This is a genomic window from Pandoraea thiooxydans, assembly GCF_001931675.1.
GTDB classification, from domain to species: domain Bacteria; phylum Pseudomonadota; class Gammaproteobacteria; order Burkholderiales; family Burkholderiaceae; genus Pandoraea; species Pandoraea thiooxydans.
In genome coordinates, this window is record NZ_CP014839.1 from 4,060,340 (window position 1) to 4,073,378 (window position 13,039).

Sequence of the window (13,039 nt, forward strand, 5' to 3'; positions counted from 1 at the left end):
TAAAACCCCGCACTGTCACGGTCCAGATTTGCGAGCGGAGATTTTTCCAACTGAGGCACTGGATATTCGTCCGATGCGTCGGCTGCCTTCATCGCGATGACGCTAGTTTCCGGTCAAAGAACCGTTTGTAAGCTTTTGTTACACCGTGATGGTAGCGGAAAAAGAGCGATCTATGACGTGCGCTTTCAAGCATTTTTGAAGGCGGGGCGGTCGAAGGACGCGCCGGGAAGCATCTGGCGTGTAGTGACGATGACTTGGTCGCGTTTGATTTCCCGAGGTGCTGAATTGTAAGTGATTGATAAAAAAGAAAAATAAATTCTCGAGGTAGGACTGAGCGGTGGATCGATGGGGCGACTATTTGATCCGTCGGTGGTTATGCGGACTGCATGCCGAGGCTTTCCATGCGCTCGCGATGGTGACTCGGAGTACGCGAGGAACGAAAGTTGGTGGCACGTTTGTCGTGCCACTTTTGTAGAAGGCCTAGAGGGCGACGGCGATAGTGTTTCTCCGCAATTGCAGACGGCTTATGTCCTTGGATTTGGGCGGCAACACCGGCAGGAACTTCCCCTCACTCTGATGGGTACCGAATGACCGGTGCAGGCCGTGGGGCTAGTATCGGTGCCAACACGCGATTATGTGCAAGACGCAGTTGAGCAAACTTCCTCTAGTACTCATCGTTTCCTCGTGGGCTTTAGGTGGTACGTACCTTACGCAACACGACCCGCGACCAGACAGCGCCGCCGGCAACTTTCGCAAGGAACTGAAGGCCAGCGATTGCCGGAAATACCGTGCCGAACGCGATCAACGGGAAGATGAGAGAGTCGACAGCTGCACCGGCGACGTTCGCACCATTCGCGCGCGCCAGAACTGGATAGTGTCGCGCAGTTTGGAACGCAGTTGCGCTCGCAATGGCCGCCGTGCTGAACGCGACAAGCGACGCCAAGGATATGAGGCCCGATGCTGGGTTGAGCATATAGCTCACGACGCCGGCGATCAGGCTGAACATTCGCACCCACAGCGAGCGCCCGCGCCAGTCGAGATGAAGACGGTCACGGATGGCGAGGTCGAGGCCGATTAGCAGGAAAGCGTTGATCGGAGTGGACGCCGTGTAATGGTCTAATTTCCTCGGACAGGTCGATAGGAAGATAATCTCTATCGACGAGGGTAAGCGCCCGGCGAACCCATCTTGACGACGCTTTCAGAACGGGACTTAATCGAGCGGTTCCCAGCAGTGCGGCAGCAGTTCACCGATACGGCTGGCCGGCTGGGTTGGCAGCCGCTCCAGAATATCCTTCATATACGCATAAACATCGTGCCCGTTGAGCCGGGCCGAATGGATCAGGCTCATCACGGCAGCAGCGCGCTGGCCGGCGCGCAAACTGCCGGCAAATAGCCAGTTCTTGCGTCCGGTCGCAATCGGCCGGATCTGGTTCTCCACCCAGTTATTATCGATGGGCAGCGCGCCATCGTCCAGGTAGCGCGTCAGCGCGCCCCAGCGTCCCAGGCTGTAATCGATCGCCCTGGCGGTGGCGCCGCCATCCGGCACCCGTTGCCGCTGTGCCAGCAGCCAGGCATGCAAGGTATCGGCCACCGGCCTGGCCTGTTGCTGCCGCATCTCGTACCGTTGGTCAGCATCACGGTCTTGTGCTGCCCGTTCGACCTCGTACAGCACGCCGAACAGCTTGAGCGCCTCCTCGGCAATCTGGCTGCTGTGGTTGGCCCACAATTCATGGAATTTGCGACGCGCATGCGCCATGCAGCCGGCTTCCGTCACACCTTGCCTGAACAGCGCCTTGTAGCCACTGTAATCGTCGCACACCAGCGTGCCGCGCCAAGCACCTAGAAACGCATCGGCATGCCGGCCGCCGCGACTCTCGGCAAAGTCGAACACCACTGCTTTCATCGGATCAAATGCCGTACTGCAGTAACTCCACAAGTAGGCCCGATGCGTCTTGCCGTTGCCGGGCTTAAGCATTTGCACCGGCGTCTCGTCGGCATGCAGTACCGTCTGCTTTAGCAGCGCTTCGCGCAAGGCTTCCACCAGCGGCTGCAATTGCACGCCGCATTGGCCAACCCATTGCGCCAGTGTGGAATCCGCAATGCCTAACCCGGCACGCTCGAAGATGTCGGACTGCCGGTACAAAGGGAGGTGGTCGGCGTACTTGGCCACCAGCACATGCGCCAGCAAGCCGGCGGTCGGAATCCCCTTGTCGATGATGTGCGGCGCCACCGGCGCCTGCACCAGCGTCTCGCATTGGCGGCACGCCCATTTGCCGCGCACATGGCGCTCCACCGTGAAGACGCCTGGTTGGTAATCGAGCTTCTCGGCAATATCCTCGCCGATGCGCTGCAACTGGCAGCCACAGCGGCAGACGGTCGATGCCGGCTCATGATGGATGTCCTTGCGCGGCAGAGTGGGCGGCAAGGGGGTACGTTTGGGTTGCTGTTTATCTCGGGTGCCGGCTGCCGGTGGCGCCAGTTTCTTGATCTCGAGTGACACCGCTTCCATGTCCATGTCGAGCGTCTCGAACAACAGCCGTTGCTGTTCCCCAGTATAAATTTCGCTGGTGGCAGCGAACTTGAGACGCTTGAGCGTGGCATTCTCGTGGGTGAGCTTGTCGATCAGCGTTTGCTTGGTGCGGACCTCGACCATCAGGCGCGCAGCCAGTTTCCGCACTTCTTCTTCGCTGAGCCGATCGAGGTCTGCCGGTGAGTTCATGCGCCGCAGTTTGCCAGAACCGGGGCGCCGGGTGAATCGAAACTGTTTACATCCCTGTGGGGAATCCGTCACACCACGGTGATGGCATGGTCTTGCGCCAGGGTCTGCCAGGGCAGGCCTGTTACCAGTGCCCCAAGCTGCTCGACATTGAGCGCAACGGTCATGGCGGCGGTGCCATCCGTCCAGGCAAAGCGCCCCTTGTTCAGACGTCGCGCCGCCAGCCAAATACCGAAGCCGTCGTAGACCAGCACCTTCATGCGCGTGGCGCGCTTGTTGGCGAACAGGTAGGCATGGTGGGGCCGTGCGGCGCCGAACACCTTGACCACCCGTGCCAGGGTGGTATCGGCACCGGCGCGCATGTCCAGCGGCTCGGTGGCCAGCCAGATGGCGTCGATGCGGATCACCGCAAGACCTCGCGCAGCCAGTGTGCGCATTCGGTAGTGGCCGCCATCGGCCAGGACACGGCCACACTGACCGGGCCTCGCCGCAGTTCAAGCCGAATGTCGGCCGCACCGCTTGACGCGGCGGGCGCGATTGGCACTGGAATAAAGCCATCCATCGCCGACATCGTCACCGGGGTGCAGCGTGCCAGGGATTGGCGACGCCACTTGTGCACGATGTTGGCGTTGATGCCGTGGGCCATGGCCACGCGCGCCACCGACATGCCGGGTTGCTCGCATTCTGCAAGAATTTGCGCCTTGAGCGTTGCGCCGTAACGGCGCCGTTGGATCTTCGTATCGGTCATAGGTGTCCACCTGTTTTTAGGTGGGCACCATGATCCTTACGCTTACGGCGCTTCTCAAGATGACATTGCCGGGCGCTTACCGACGAGGAAAGCAGATGACAAAAGAACGGTGCGTATGGTCTGAGACCAAGGGTTGACAGCGAGCGAGGTTTGTCGCTCGATGGGGCTCGGAGAGAGCGCGGTTCGACGCTGGCTGACGCAATACGACGCGGAGCGCGCTGGCGGTCCCGGCATCGGTCAGCCATTGACGGCCGAGCAGCAGCGCATTCGGCAACTCGAGGCGGAGAATCGACAACTGCGCGAAGATAATAGTCTGTTAAAAAAAGCGTCGGCCTTCTTTGCACGAGAACTGAAGTGACCTACCGCGTGGTAGCGCACTTGCAACAGAAGGCCATATCGGTCAGTGCCGCCTGCCGAGTACTGCAGGTCAGCCGCTCCGGCTATTACGCGCACCAGCGCGCCCAGCCCGGTCCCCGGCACCTGCGTGAGCAAACCCACGTCAAGGCGGTATTTGCCGCCAGTGGTGCGAGCTATGGTAGCCGGCGAGTGATGCACGCCGTGCGAGCACAAGGTTTGCGCATGGGCAGATACCGCGTACGCACGCTCATGCGCGAAGCTGGCTTGCATGTGCTCTGGAAACGAAAGTTCGTTGCCACGACCAATAGCAAACACGCGCTGCCCGTGGCGCCGAACGTGTTGGAGCGGCGCTTTGACGTATGTGAGCCTAATCGGGCCTGGGTTTCTGACATCAGTTATATCCGCACGGCGCAAGGCTGGCTCTACTTGGCGGTGGTGCTCGAACTTTACTCGCGCAAGGTCATCGGCTGGTGCGATGGCACCGACGATGCCCGCGGAGTTAGTGATGTCAGCCTTGAACATGGCGCTGCAACAACGCCGTCCGGCACCGGGACTCATTTTGCATTCGGATCGAGGCAGTCAGTATGCGAGCGCTGAATACCAAGCCCTGCTAAAGCAACATCATGTGGTTTGTAGCATGAGTCGCAAGGGAAATTGCTGGGACAATTCAGTGATGGAACGATTCTTCCTGAACTTGAAGATGGAGCGCGTGTGGCGACGTCGCTACGCCAATCACGATGAAGCCAGACGGGATATTAATCAGTACATCGTCGGCTTCTACAATCCTGTGCGCTTGCATTCGACTTTGGGCTATCTGTCGCCCGCGGCCTACGAGGCAAAACTGACCGTCAAAAAACCTATTGGCCTGTCCGAAATTTCTTGACCACTACATATATCGGATATCGGCAGCGCGGTATAGATAGTGAAGGTTCTTCCGGCTAGCGTTCGCCGTATCGGCTGATCGATCAGCGCAAACATCCTCTCAAACCATCTACGCCGGATCCAGATCGCAGCAATCCCCGCTCGCGGGCCGCTCCACACGCACTTTGGAGATATTGGGCAACGCGCGCGACAGGCTTCGATAGATGAATGCGCACAAACCTTCGAGTGTCGGTGCCCCAAGGCCGGGCACTTCGTCAAGAAAACGATGATCGAGTTGGTCGCGCACATGCTCGATCTCCCGGCGTAACTGGCCAAGGTCGGCGACCATTCGCGTGCTCGGGTCGGGGCGGCCGCGCACGAAGATCTGCGCGTGATACGTGTGCCCGTGAACGCGGCGACTCCCCTCGGCGTCGATCTCTCGGTGCAGCGTGTGCGCCGCCTCGAAGTAAAACTTCTGGCTAAGTTCGTAGTTCATCTGCTCCGGTGCCACTTCGTATTCCTCCATCATTCAAAGGCACATGTTCAACGACGCCGCGCTGCTCAGACTGCGACTTCCCGAAACGACTTGAAGCCTTTCCGGCGCAACTCGCACGCGGGACATTCACCGCAACCGTAACCCCACTCGTGCTGCGCGGTTCGATTGCCGACGTAACAAGTATGCGTCTCCGTGCGGATCAGTTCGACGAGTACCTCGCCGCCCAGGTGCTCCGCCATTCTCCAAGTGTCGCCTTTGTCTAGCCACATTAACGGGGTCTCGATAATCAGAGGTTGGTCCATGCCAAGAGCAATCGCCACCTGAAGTGCCTTTAGGGTGCTATCCCGACAATCCGGATAGCCCGAATAATCTGTTTCACACATCCCTCCGACCAATACCTCGAGACCGCGCCTATAAGCTATGGCGGCCGCAAGCGTGAAGAACAGCAGATTTCTTCCTGGCACAAAGGTATTCGGCAAGCCACTTTCCTCCATCTCAATGGACTTGCCTTGAGTGAGCGCCGTGTCACTAATCTGGCCAAGAATCGAAAGATCAAGCATGTGGTCGTCGCCGAGTTTCCCGCCCCACTCCGGGAACTGTTCACGAAAGTGTGAGAGCACCCTCGGTCTGCATTCAAGTTCGACGGAGTGCCGTTGCCCGTAGTCGAACCCTACTGTCTCGACATGTTCGTAGCGATCAAGGGCCCATGCAAGGCAGGTTGTAGAGTCCTGACCTCCGGAAAAGAGAACCATCGCGCGAGTTTTCATGAATACACCTGTATGGCTAGGAGTTAGCTACCTGCCGTGGCTGACGGAGCGCCCGCTTCATTGACCGAACTAGATAGTTGGTCAACAAATCGATATCGCTCGGCGTGTTCTGAATACCGTTCCAAGGCCGTTCGTCATCCGGCGCAAGACGCCACTGTCCACTTGTCCACGCCGTGTACTTCTTCAACAACTCAAGGTTGCGCTCAAATTCGGGGCGAGTTGTGGCGCCTTCGCTTGAATACAAAAATTCCATAACAAACCCCATTGCCACAATGCCTGCACCGTGTCGCAAACGCGAAGTTTTTGGACTCATCCCTATCCATTCACTTCCAAAAACCGACTCTACGGCCCCAAAAAAAGCATTGACGAAGTCATAGGCGCGATTTTCAAAATCGCCATCCTTGATGAACTCACGAATCGCACCGTCAGAGGCGGAGTTCATCACCAATTTTTGCATGGCCGTATCGCTCAGCACTCCTTTAGGGTTCGTATGCTGACGGATCTCTCCACGCAACGAAGAACCACGAGTGAAGTTCAAGCGATCGACAATTCGAGCAGCAAACTTACGCGCAGTGAACCTCTCCGGCAGGCCTTCAACCGTCGGAAGCAATTCGTAGATAAGGGTCTTCGGCAACGGCCGAGTGTTGTTCACCAACACAAATTGTTGACGCAACTCGTTGTAGTCTTTGCAGACCAGTGCAGATACAAAAACCTGAAAACCGGGCTTGGTGACCCCGGACAACGCGCTGAGTCTCTGCTGTCCGTCGACGACAAAACCAGGTTTTACGTCACCAGCCTTGATCTCAACGTCGACGACACCGTCTCCTCTATCCTTCACCTTCACCCCACCGATGAAGGCGACAATCAGCGCATTGGGAAGCAACGCGTCGTCACGTCGCAAATAGTCGCGAATTTCCTTGATATGCGATGCGATCTGATGGCGCTGAAAGCCGCGCAAGTTGCCGTTGTCTTCTCGTCCTACACGCTCGATCTCCGCAAATCCCCAAATCTGCTCAGGAGTGGCAGCGAAAGTAAATACGTCGTGCTCGGGAGCCTGTGCCGCCCGAATCGCCTTAAATCGATAAACGCTCACCGTTTTTTCTCCAGGGTTCGTTGTACGTGTTTGTGATAGACGCCCAAGTTGTGAAATCCACGGCGCTTGTTTCGGTTGCTTGATCGAAAGATTATGACTTCGACACCGGCCTTGCTGCAGACGGAACAACGGCAACGCTTCCAGGGTGCATCGTCCAAGGTGCGCTCTACCAGCGCGCGCATCTTGCTGAGATCCTTCTCGTACTTCTCGATAGGGTGTCCCTCACCCAGTGTCAGGAACCGCTGATAGTCCATGACGGCTTCGAGCGCAGCTTTCATTTTTCCATTGCCGCCATCGAAGTTGCGCAATGCTACAAGCGCCTTCTCTTCGCGACGTTGCAGATCTTCGGCGCTAAATATTCCTCGCTTGATACCCTGCATCAAACGTGGATTCTCAATCGCCTGCGGAATACGGATCGCCGCGTAATAGTCGAGTCCACCTTCCGGTGATTCCATATAGTAGTTCGCCTTCGCATCCTTGAAGGCGCGAATGAGCGGTGACGTCGAGTCGAAACTCGTGATACCAAAGTTTGTGAACTGATGAATCGAATCGGCTTTGGCGAATCCGAGAAGATGGATCTTTGTTTCCGGCTTGATCGCATTACGCAGCGCATGCAGAACGTGCTTGATGACATCGACCTTCAGTGGAACGAGACCCCCAATCGCCAGATAGCGATACCCCATTTTCTCGAGGCGAACCGCGGCATCTGCCATGCTCTTTGGCGACCAACCCTGCACAGCTCCGAGCGGTTCGAACGGGTAACCCTCCGCTTCTGTCAGACGCAGAAATTCCTCGGCATTGGAAAGTGTGATATCGAAACGTTCGACAACGCCAGGCGCGACATCGCGCGCAGGAGGGTTATCAGTTAGGCAGTCGAAGATGATGTGGTCAGGCGATATCCCATGGCTGAAGCCAGCGTCCAGATAAAAATCCACCACTTCTTGAGGCGGGTACGCGGGTGTCTTGCTATCTGCATAGGCAAATGCGCCGCAATCTCCCAATACCATCGCATCCTTGAACTTGGGGCCACCATATCTCAGGAACTTGCGAACGCCATCGCGCAACATACGTTGCTCTTCGGCTGTGGAATACCGCACCTTTGAATTCGCGACGCCGGCAGCCTGTCGTACGGCACTCATCGACACCAGCAGACCGTCATATGGTGCCGGCGTCATGAGTTCATGCGCATAGACGTCGTCCCAGTAGCGACGGCGACCGGGAGCATTGCGGTCACTAATAAAATCGTACTCGGGATCAACATAATCCTGAGTATCTGAATAGAGGAATTTCATTTCTTTATCATACTGGTATAGGCTCGAACCAGCGCATCCTGAAGCTTTCTGATATCTCGCGGGGTACTCTGAATCTCGTTCCAAGCGACGCCCAAGGTTTCCCATGTGCCTTTTGTCCAGCGGCAAGCGGGCGCGACCTTCTCCAATTCCTTGCGAACGGTCTTGTAGTCTTCCCCTTGCCCAGAGAGGCGTGCGTAAATCCTATCCATCAGGACGCCCATGGCTTCGATGCCTGCAGAATGCATTAGTCGACTACGCCTCGGGTCCCCCCCCCAAGCGTCTGGAAATACGTCTCGGACCGCAGACCAGTAGGTTCGCAAGAGTTGATACATCCCTTCGACATCGACACCATCCCGGCCAGACAACTTGAAAGGGGCAAGTGCACCTAATGGATTGTTCATGCTGTTGCGAATCATTGCAATCACGGCGGTGTCCGTAATGACACTCGTGCTACTGCCTTTTTCCGAGATACGTTTGATCAACCTGTGAAATGGCGATTCAGGGTCCCGGTTAAGTAAATTGCAAATCTCGGACGGAACCTTGCGCGCGCTTATTTCACGAGGCAGCAAAATACTCCGAGTCTCAGGTAGAAGTTCATTGATCAATCGACTTGGGAGTGGACGCGCCTTATTAACCAAGATGAACTGCTCACGCTGAACTTCCAGGTTATCCGAGACAAAGCCGACAACCGGTACCGGAATGCTCTTCCTCCCCGCTTGCGCCAAGGCTAGCGAACGCTGCTGCCCGTCAACAATCCATGCAACCCGCCGCCCCTCTTCATAGACAGGGATCGTCAAAGTACCAGCTTGCGCAATTCCCTGATCTCCCGTGGGCTTTGTGCCTCGAGCGGCGGCGAAATGAACTGCCGGCGACATTGCAAGGATGATCGCGTTCGGAAATAGGACGTTGCCCTGATTCAAATAGTCAACGATACCTTTGACGTGGGTTCGAATTTCCGGTCGCTGAAAGCCTTTTAGAACATCCGATTCGTCGCGCTCTACTCTCGATATGTCTGCAACTTTTACGATGTCTGACCCATGAATGAAGAAAGCATAAACATCCAGGCCTTCACCCTGGGTCGTGCGCAGCGCTCGTACCACGATCTCATTCCTAGCCATATCGACCTTAGCCCTTTGTATCGAGTTCTTGCCGGAGATCGCACCAAAGACCGCGAAATCGCCCTTGCTCACACGCCACCAACTCTTCATCACGTAGATACCGCAGCAATCGTGTTGATGCTCCATCAAACCGGCGCCAATTCTTTCGCAGAAGCGAGAGAATTTCTGCATCGGTTTTTTTTTCCCGTGCCGGAACAACGGGCTTCCTCAAATTGCGCATCGCATTTGCCACAACTGCTCCTGCTTCTTCAGCAGAGAGTCGATGTCCGACCAGCACTTCGATGAAGTGGCGTAGTGCCCGCTGGGCGAAATCAGTTCGTGTTCCCGCGTAGGATGACCCCTCCAGGCGCTCGTCATATGGCAAAGCAACGTGGTGGACATTGTCGGGTACGAGCGTCCGACCATGACCCGACGTGATGATGCGAATCCTGCTGACTTGGGTTTTGGTCAGGGAAGCCAAATCCTGAGCGATCAGGGCAACGTAACTTCCCGGCAACGCGAAGAGCGCCAGTGAGTCCGGATGTCGGTCAAGCAATCCTGAAATGGAGTGTTGTGCCCCCAGTTCTGCCGTTAATGCTGCCCACCAATCACTCGGATCTTTACCCAGTTGGATGAGCAAGGGTTTCAATGAATTCGTACCGTCGGAGACCGTCAGGTCGTACGAAGGGATACGATCTGCAGCATCAACCACGCCGAGTCCCGCGGAGATGATGTGTAACGTACCTTTTAGAGTCGCGGCCACGCGCTGCGCCTCTGTAAAGGCTCGCCCCATGTAAACGTCCCGAGCCTGACTCGTCGGCCTTGCTTTCCGAACGGCTTCGGCCCAACGGGCGGCAACAGTCGTCAGCGGACCGTTCGTTTCGACTGCCTCCAGGGCGACACCCGCGCCGCTCAAACGCTTCCTGTTGGTGCAGTTGGTAACAACAATCGCTTTACGCGCCATAACTGCACCCATAGTCAAAAAAATCTCCATCGAAACTGCACACTGAATTGTTCGATAGTCTCGCACTTTTCAGAGAAAAATTCCATATTTTCAGTGAGATACAGCGGCTTTATTGACGCAGATGTGCAACTCCGGCGCAACAGTGGGTGACGGAAGAGGTCGGAAAGGCGGCCCACGGATGAGTGATCGAACCAATGAGGTCCAGAAAGCGCTGGGATCTGTGGCCATGCTGGAACGCTTCGGTGCACCATTGCTGGCTTCGATACCGCAGGTGCACCACATGGTTTTACGCTGTGAGCAAAGTCGTGCGCTGAGACCGTGTTATCGTGCCGACGCCGCCTCTTGTTCCCTGCAACCCCTAGACTTGAACTGCTCAAATGACTGACAGCCCTCTGGATCTCCGGATTCGGACCAGCGGTCGATGTGCGACTCAAAAAAGGGCCAGAATTACTGCTTCCAGTTCACCAAATATCCACAAGACGTTCTTCGCTTATTAGTTAGTATATCGAACCAATTTCCTGTCTTGAGACGAAAAGGCGGGCAGAAACTATACTCTTAAGGGACACCTCATTGCGCAGTCAAAGCAAACTCGGACTTCCCTTTAACCACGCGGATCAATGACGAACCTAGCCTGCGCAGTTCGCCAAATGCCCCGCTTCCACCTTGCGGCGACGAACGAGCAAGGCGTGGCCACGTCCGACGAGAAAGGCGTCGGATCAAAGGAGTATTTTGGAAAAAAGAGGCCGGTGAGTGCGTCGCAACTCAATGGCCTGAGCCGTTTGGAAATGCACTACAGATATTTTCGGGCTGGACGATTCTTCGAAGTAGAAAAGCGTCCTCGCTATCCTTGACCATTCAATCTTTCACCGATGTCACGCGAGGTTGCAGTTCGCCATTCTTGCGCGCCAGTCCGTCCCGATAGGTTGGACAGAATGTCCGCGAGTCACATACCGTGCAGGTATTCTCGTCGCCATTGCGCTCCCAGGCCTGAATGATGGACAAGCCGCTTGCCTCTCGATTGCGGCAGGTCTCGATCCGTTTTACGACCTCGTCAAAGGCAACCAAGGCGCGATTAATGGACTCTTCCGATATGAAATCGAGGCGTACGACTCTGAAGCCCGCCCCTTATACATCGAGGTAAAAACAACCAATGGAGGTATCGCGGCCCCGTTCCTAGTGACCGCTAACGAGGTCGCCGTTTCAAAAGAAGAGGCAGACCATTACGCCATATATCGCGTTTTCGATTTTGCAAAGGAGCCAAAGGTTTACGTGCTTAAGGGCCCGGTCGACGTTAGTTGTGAGTTGACGCCGCATCTCTGGCTGGCGTTTCCGAAGTAGCTGAGCTAGCGAATTCGCTGCTTTGTGCTCTCAGAAATTGGCTGGTGCGTCGGATAGCGAATTTAATTTTTCGAAGGGCACGCAAGACGTATCAGGCATTCCTCGACGCGATGGAGTACCTTACCGCTAACTCCCCACCCTCATCACAAACCCCTCGCAAACCTCCACATCCCGCACACTGACCCCCGCCGCGACAAAACAGGATTTCCACTCCCGTGCCTGTTTCACCACCGCATCCAGCATTTTTTTTGCTTCGGACTCCTTCAGCAAAAATCGTCGGCTTTCGGATAGCACATTCGATAGCGTGGGCGCGTACCCTTCGGCGCCGACGCGCAGTTGCTGGTAGCCGATACCGAGCATCTGCGGCTGGATGTCATAAGCGGGCGCGAGCGCCCATGCGCCCTGCGTGAACAGGAATGCATGGTTCCTTTCATGGTCGTCGGTGTTTTCGAGGCAGACGTTCAGCGCCATGCGTCGAAAGATTTCGTGGCAGTCCTGCACCGGGTCGCTGGACAGGCGCCGCGCGACGTCGGCAATGTCGCCGTAACCCATCTCGCCGTCTTTGATGCCTTCGGCGATCAGCATCGTGCGGGCGCTGGCGAAATGCAGCCGCGCGCCGTTCTCGCGGTCGAATCGTTTGACGAGCAGCACGCGCCGGCCGCCGACCTCGACCAGCGCTGATTCCGGCACACGGATGCCGCAGCGCTGCGCGAGTTGCAGGCTGGCATGCTCGATCGCGCAGACGTCGACCTGGTCTCCTTCGGCAGGGAATTTTGCGATCCAGGCCTGGCCCTCGTGGGTGATGACGGCCTTGGGGCGAGCGCCGCCGGCGCTGGTGCCGGGGCGCAGCAGCCGCCCCATTGCGGCATCGATGGCGAGGTGCTTTTCGAGCGCGCGGGCGGCGTCCATCAGCGCGGCGAGATCCGTCGCGTGGAACGCCTGATCTTGCACCGACAGATACTCAATGCCCGAGCGAGAAAACCCCAGCGCCCCAACGCGGTCTTCGCCGGTCAGCTCCAGGTATTCGAGGGGTGAACGGCGCTGCGGGTTGAATACCTTGTCGATGATCGCGTGGCCCCAGCGATCCGGCCCGGCGTCGTCGAAGATGGGGTGCACGTCGAGGCCCGCCGGCGGCTCGATGACGCCAGCGCGCAAGGGCATGTCCGGCGAGAGCGCGAAGGCTTCAGGATGGCTCAGCCAGGCGTCGTCATACGAAAACAGGATGCGGCGGCCGCGCACCAGTTCCAACTTTCCGCAAACGACCGGGCGGGCCTGGCCCAGCGGATAGATCCACGCATATAAAACGTCGC

12 protein-coding genes and 2 pseudogenes are annotated in these 13,039 nt (G+C 57.0%); 2 read left to right on the forward strand and 12 right to left on the reverse strand.

The annotated features are described in order from the left end of the window. Window positions 1–373: 373 nt before the first annotated feature. The 5 genes and pseudogenes from PATSB16_RS21170 to tnpA all read right to left on the reverse strand — a co-directional run. A pseudogene (locus tag PATSB16_RS21170) lies at window positions 374–606 on the reverse strand (hypothetical protein); the annotation flags it as partial. A gap of 85 nt (window positions 607–691) precedes the next feature. Then, window positions 692–1,006, reverse strand: a complete 315-nt coding sequence (locus PATSB16_RS18755; protein WP_237170262.1) for a VUT family protein — start codon at window positions 1,004–1,006, stop codon at window positions 692–694. Window positions 1,007–1,210: 204 nt separating this feature from the next. Beyond that, window positions 1,211–2,719 carry an IS66 family transposase gene (gene tnpC, locus PATSB16_RS18760; RefSeq protein ID WP_047212447.1) on the reverse strand — a complete coding sequence of 503 codons (1,509 nt, stop codon included), beginning with the start codon at window positions 2,717–2,719 and terminating at the stop codon, window positions 1,211–1,213. A gap of 68 nt (window positions 2,720–2,787) precedes the next feature. Beyond that, on the reverse strand, window positions 2,788–3,153 hold the full coding sequence (gene tnpB, locus PATSB16_RS18765) for an IS66 family insertion sequence element accessory protein TnpB (RefSeq protein WP_156884564.1): 366 nt from the start codon (window positions 3,151–3,153) through the stop codon (window positions 2,788–2,790). Then, the gene (gene tnpA, locus PATSB16_RS18770; RefSeq protein ID WP_047212445.1) at window positions 3,120–3,464 is read right to left on the reverse strand and encodes an IS66-like element accessory protein TnpA; all 345 of its coding nucleotides are present in this window, start codon (window positions 3,462–3,464) and stop codon (window positions 3,120–3,122) included. Before tnpA ends, tnpB begins: the two co-directional genes overlap by 34 nt. A gap of 124 nt (window positions 3,465–3,588) precedes the next feature. Here tnpA and PATSB16_RS18775 point away from each other — a divergent pair. Then, a pseudogene (locus tag PATSB16_RS18775) lies at window positions 3,589–4,704 on the forward strand (IS3 family transposase); the annotation flags it as partial. A 108-nt stretch (window positions 4,705–4,812) separates the two neighbouring features. Here the strand turns inward: PATSB16_RS18775 and PATSB16_RS18780 are convergent. From PATSB16_RS18780 to PATSB16_RS20960, 6 genes are all read right to left on the reverse strand, one after another. After that, window positions 4,813–5,178, reverse strand: coding sequence for a 6-pyruvoyl trahydropterin synthase family protein (locus PATSB16_RS18780; protein WP_047216752.1), 366 nt, complete (start codon window positions 5,176–5,178; stop codon window positions 4,813–4,815). A 65-nt stretch (window positions 5,179–5,243) separates the two neighbouring features. Further along, the gene (gene queC, locus PATSB16_RS18785; protein WP_047215536.1) at window positions 5,244–5,945 is read right to left on the reverse strand and encodes a 7-cyano-7-deazaguanine synthase QueC; all 702 of its coding nucleotides are present in this window, start codon (window positions 5,943–5,945) and stop codon (window positions 5,244–5,246) included. Window positions 5,946–5,961: 16 nt separating this feature from the next. Beyond that, a complete protein-coding gene (gene dbpB, locus PATSB16_RS18790) occupies window positions 5,962–7,038 on the reverse strand; it encodes a DGQHR domain-containing protein DpdB (protein ID WP_047215537.1) in 1,077 nt (358 codons plus the stop codon). Continuing rightward, window positions 7,035–8,330, reverse strand: coding sequence for a tRNA-guanine transglycosylase DpdA (gene dpdA / locus PATSB16_RS18795; RefSeq protein WP_047215538.1), 1,296 nt, complete (start codon window positions 8,328–8,330; stop codon window positions 7,035–7,037). The genes dbpB (PATSB16_RS18790) and dpdA overlap by 4 nt, the downstream gene beginning before the upstream one ends. After that, entirely contained in the window at window positions 8,327–9,574 is a 1,248-nt protein-coding gene (gene dbpB, locus PATSB16_RS18800; protein WP_237170263.1) for a DGQHR domain-containing protein DpdB, read from the reverse strand. The genes dpdA and dbpB (PATSB16_RS18800) overlap by 4 nt, the downstream gene beginning before the upstream one ends. Further along, window positions 9,456–10,421: a hypothetical protein gene (locus PATSB16_RS20960; RefSeq protein WP_156884812.1), complete on the reverse strand. Its 966-nt coding sequence runs from the start codon at window positions 10,419–10,421 to the stop codon at window positions 9,456–9,458. The genes dbpB (PATSB16_RS18800) and PATSB16_RS20960 overlap by 119 nt, the downstream gene beginning before the upstream one ends. A gap of 852 nt (window positions 10,422–11,273) precedes the next feature. Here PATSB16_RS20960 and PATSB16_RS18805 point away from each other — a divergent pair. After that, complete coding sequence (locus PATSB16_RS18805; protein ID WP_047215539.1) at window positions 11,274–11,729, forward strand: protein NO VEIN domain-containing protein; 456 nt, start codon at window positions 11,274–11,276, stop codon at window positions 11,727–11,729. 126 nt (window positions 11,730–11,855) lie between these two features. Here the strand turns inward: PATSB16_RS18805 and PATSB16_RS18810 are convergent, their stop codons facing one another. Next, window positions 11,856–12,977 carry a type II toxin-antitoxin system HipA family toxin gene (locus PATSB16_RS18810; RefSeq protein ID WP_257786659.1) on the reverse strand — a complete coding sequence of 374 codons (1,122 nt, stop codon included), beginning with the start codon at window positions 12,975–12,977 and terminating at the stop codon, window positions 11,856–11,858. Between the last annotated feature and the right edge of the window lie 62 nt (window positions 12,978–13,039).

Bases quoted from the DNA above. Each gene is read 5' to 3' on its own strand.
- tnpA (WP_047212445.1), bottom strand. From the start codon at position 3,464: ATGACCGATACGAAGATCCAACGGCGCCGTTACGGCGCAACGCTCAAG.
- PATSB16_RS18755 (WP_237170262.1), bottom strand. From the start codon at position 1,006: ATGTTCAGCCTGATCGCCGGCGTCGTGAGCTATATGCTCAACCCAGCA.
- PATSB16_RS20960 (WP_156884812.1), bottom strand. From the start codon at position 10,421: ATGGAGATTTTTTTGACTATGGGTGCAGTTATGGCGCGTAAAGCGATT.
- tnpC (WP_047212447.1), bottom strand. From the start codon at position 2,719: ATGAACTCACCGGCAGACCTCGATCGGCTCAGCGAAGAAGAAGTGCGG.
- tnpB (WP_156884564.1), bottom strand. From the start codon at position 3,153: ATGCGCACACTGGCTGCGCGAGGTCTTGCGGTGATCCGCATCGACGCC.
- dbpB (WP_237170263.1), bottom strand. From the start codon at position 9,574: ATGGAGCATCAACACGATTGCTGCGGTATCTACGTGATGAAGAGTTGG.
- PATSB16_RS18780 (WP_047216752.1), bottom strand. From the start codon at position 5,178: ATGAACTACGAACTTAGCCAGAAGTTTTACTTCGAGGCGGCGCACACG.
- queC (WP_047215536.1), bottom strand. From the start codon at position 5,945: ATGAAAACTCGCGCGATGGTTCTCTTTTCCGGAGGTCAGGACTCTACA.
- dpdA (WP_047215538.1), bottom strand. From the start codon at position 8,330: ATGAAATTCCTCTATTCAGATACTCAGGATTATGTTGATCCCGAGTAC.